Raw genomic sequence first — 2733 nt, 5'->3', positions numbered from 1 at the left:
CGCACGCGGCAGCAATTCTACAAAGGCCAAGCCGATTGGTCTGCGATCCGGCCCGTCGTGGATGCGGTGACGATTCCAGTGATCGCCAACGGCGACGTCGGATCGACCGACGATGCGCGCCGCTGCCTCGCGGCCTCGGGCGCGCAAGCCGTGATGATCGGCCGTTCGGCCCTCGGCCGGCCCTGGCTCGTCGGCCAGATCGGCGCGGCCCTGCAGGGGCGTATCGTTCCCGACCCGCTGCCAGCCGCCAAAGCCGAGATCGCCATCGAACATTACGAGGGGCTGCTCGCCCTGTACGGCAGAGAGGTGGGCATTCGCCACGCGCGAAAACACCTCGCGGGCTATGCCGAAGTCGCCGCCGCATCGGGCTTCGATGTCGATCCCGCGTTGCGCATGTCCCTCGTGACGAGCGAAGCGCCTCACGACGTCACACGCATGCTGCGGGACGTCTACGCCCGCCCGACGCGTGAGGCCGCGTGATGGGAAACCTCAACGATCTGATCATGAATGCGTTGCCGCTGCCGGTTCTGACCATCGGCGCCGAAGATCGTGTCCTTCACGCCAACTCGGCGGCGGAGGTCTTCTTCGACATGAGCCTTCGCGTCATGCAGCGCCACCGCTTGGGCGATTTCGTGCCCTACGGTTCTCCGGTGATCGCGCTCATCGAGGACGTGCGTCAGCGCGGTTCGGTCGTCAGCGAGCACCGCATCGACATCGGCTCGCCGCGGATCGGGTCGGAGCGCATCGTCGACGTGTTCGCGACCCCTCTCGGCGACGGCGCGGACGACGTCGTCATCATGTTCCAGGAGCGCACCATCGCCGAGAAGATGGATCGCCAACTGACCCATCGTGGCGCCGCCCGTTCCATCACCGCGCTCGGCGCCGTCCTTGCCCATGAGATCAAGAACCCGCTCTCCGGCATTCGCGGCGCTGCGCAACTTCTCGAGCAATCGGCGGACGAAGACGATCGACTGCTGACGCGCCTGATCTGCGACGAGACGGACAGGATCGTGAAACTCGTCGAGCGCATGGAGCTGTTCGGCGAGGAGCGCCCCGTCGAACGCGGACCCGTCAACGTCCACGGCGTGCTCGATCACGTCAAACGCCTCGCCCAATCGGGCTTTGCGCGTCACATCCGGTTCGTGGAGAACTACGACCCTTCGCTGCCGCCGGTTCTAGGCAATCGCGATCAGCTCATTCAGGTTATTCTCAATCTCGTCAAGAATGCTGCGGAGGCGATCGGCGGCGACAATCCGGATGGCGAGATCGCCCTCGGCACCGCGTTCCGGACTGGTGTCCGTTTGCAGGTTCCGGGCTCCCGCGAGCGCGTGAGCCTGCCGATCGAGGTGACGATCCGCGACAACGGTCCCGGCATCCCGTCCGATCTCGTGGGCGATCTTTTCGATCCCTTCGTCACCACCAAGGCGCAAGGAAGCGGGCTCGGCCTCGCACTCGTCGCCAAGATTGTCGGCGACCACGGGGGGATCATCGAATGCGATCCCGCTCCACGTCGCACCACATTTCGAATTCTGTTGCCCATGCACCGCGCCGACGACGGGCGCGGTTCGGAAAATTGAGGACCGACCATGCCCAGCGGACAAATCCTGCTCGCGGATGACGATGCCGCCATTCGAACGGTCCTGAACCAAGCCCTCTCTCGCGCCGGCTACGAAGTACGTTCGACCAGCAACGCCGCCACGTTGTGGAGATGGGTGGCGCAAGGCGACGGCGATCTCATCATCACTGACGTCGTGATGCCAGACGAGAACGCCTTCGACCTTCTGCCACGCATCAAGAAGCTTCGTCCCGACCTGCCCATCATCGTCATGAGCGCGCAGAACACGTTCATGACGGCGATCAAGGCGTCGGAACGGGGCGCCTACGAGTATCTGCCGAAGCCATTCGACTTGAAGGAGCTCGTCGGTGTCGTCGGACGCGCTTTGTCGCGGCCGCGGACGGTCTCCAGCGCTCCACAACCGGTCGACAGCGAGGAGATCCCGCTCGTCGGTCGCTCGGCCGCCATGCAGGAGATCTATCGCTCCCTGGCGCGCCTGATGCCGACCGATCTGACCGTGATGATCACGGGTGAATCCGGGACGGGCAAGGAACTCGTCGCGCGGGCGCTGCACGATTACGGCAAGCGTCGCCAGGGTCCGTTCGTCGCCGTCAACATGGCCGCGATCCCGCGCGAGCTGATCGAGTCGGAACTGTTCGGTCACGAGAAGGGCGCCTTTACGGGCGCCACCTCCCGCAACACCGGCCGCTTCGAACAGGCGGAGGGCGGCACGCTGTTTCTCGACGAGATCGGCGACATGCCGATGGAAGCGCAGACCAGGCTGCTGCGCGTTCTCCAGCAAGGTGAATACACGACCGTCGGCGGGCGCGTGCCGATCAAGACCAATGTCCGGATCGTTGCCGCCACCAACAAGGATCTGCGCGTCCTCATTCAGCAAGGGCTGTTCCGCGAAGATCTATTCTTCCGGCTCAACGTGGTTCCCTTGCGTCTGCCTCCGTTGCGCGAACGTGTGGAGGACATTCCGGATCTTGCCCGGCATTTCTTCGCGCTGGTCGAGAAGGAAGGCCTGTCGCGCAAGCAGCTCGACGTCGAGGCGATGGATCGCCTGAAGCGCTATCGCTGGCCGGGCAATGTCCGCGAATTGGAGAATCTCGTGCGTCGGTTGGCGGCGCTCTATCCCCAGGATACGATCACCGGCGCCATTATCGATACGGAAC

3 protein-coding genes are annotated in these 2733 nt (G+C 64.4%); all 3 read left to right on the top strand.

The window, feature by feature from the left end; translation table 11 throughout:
* A partial coding sequence (locus AC1DT3_RS17340; RefSeq protein WP_477466481.1) for a tRNA-dihydrouridine synthase occupies positions 1-480 on the top strand: 480 nt, incomplete at its 5' end.
* Positions 480-1577 (top strand): two-component system sensor histidine kinase NtrB, encoded by a 1098-nt coding sequence (locus AC1DT3_RS17335; protein WP_477466480.1) that lies wholly within the window; start codon positions 480-482, stop codon positions 1575-1577. The genes AC1DT3_RS17340 and AC1DT3_RS17335, both read left to right, overlap by 1 nt.
* Before the next feature lie 9 nt (positions 1578-1586).
* The coding region (gene ntrC, locus AC1DT3_RS17330) for a nitrogen regulation protein NR(I) (RefSeq protein WP_477466479.1) at positions 1587-2733 on the top strand (1147 nt) is incomplete at its 3' end.

The organism is Microvirga sp. P4_G7 (assembly GCF_056401005.1).
The sequence above is the reverse complement of the archived record's forward strand: the minus strand, read 5'-3'. Positions and strand labels throughout refer to the sequence as shown.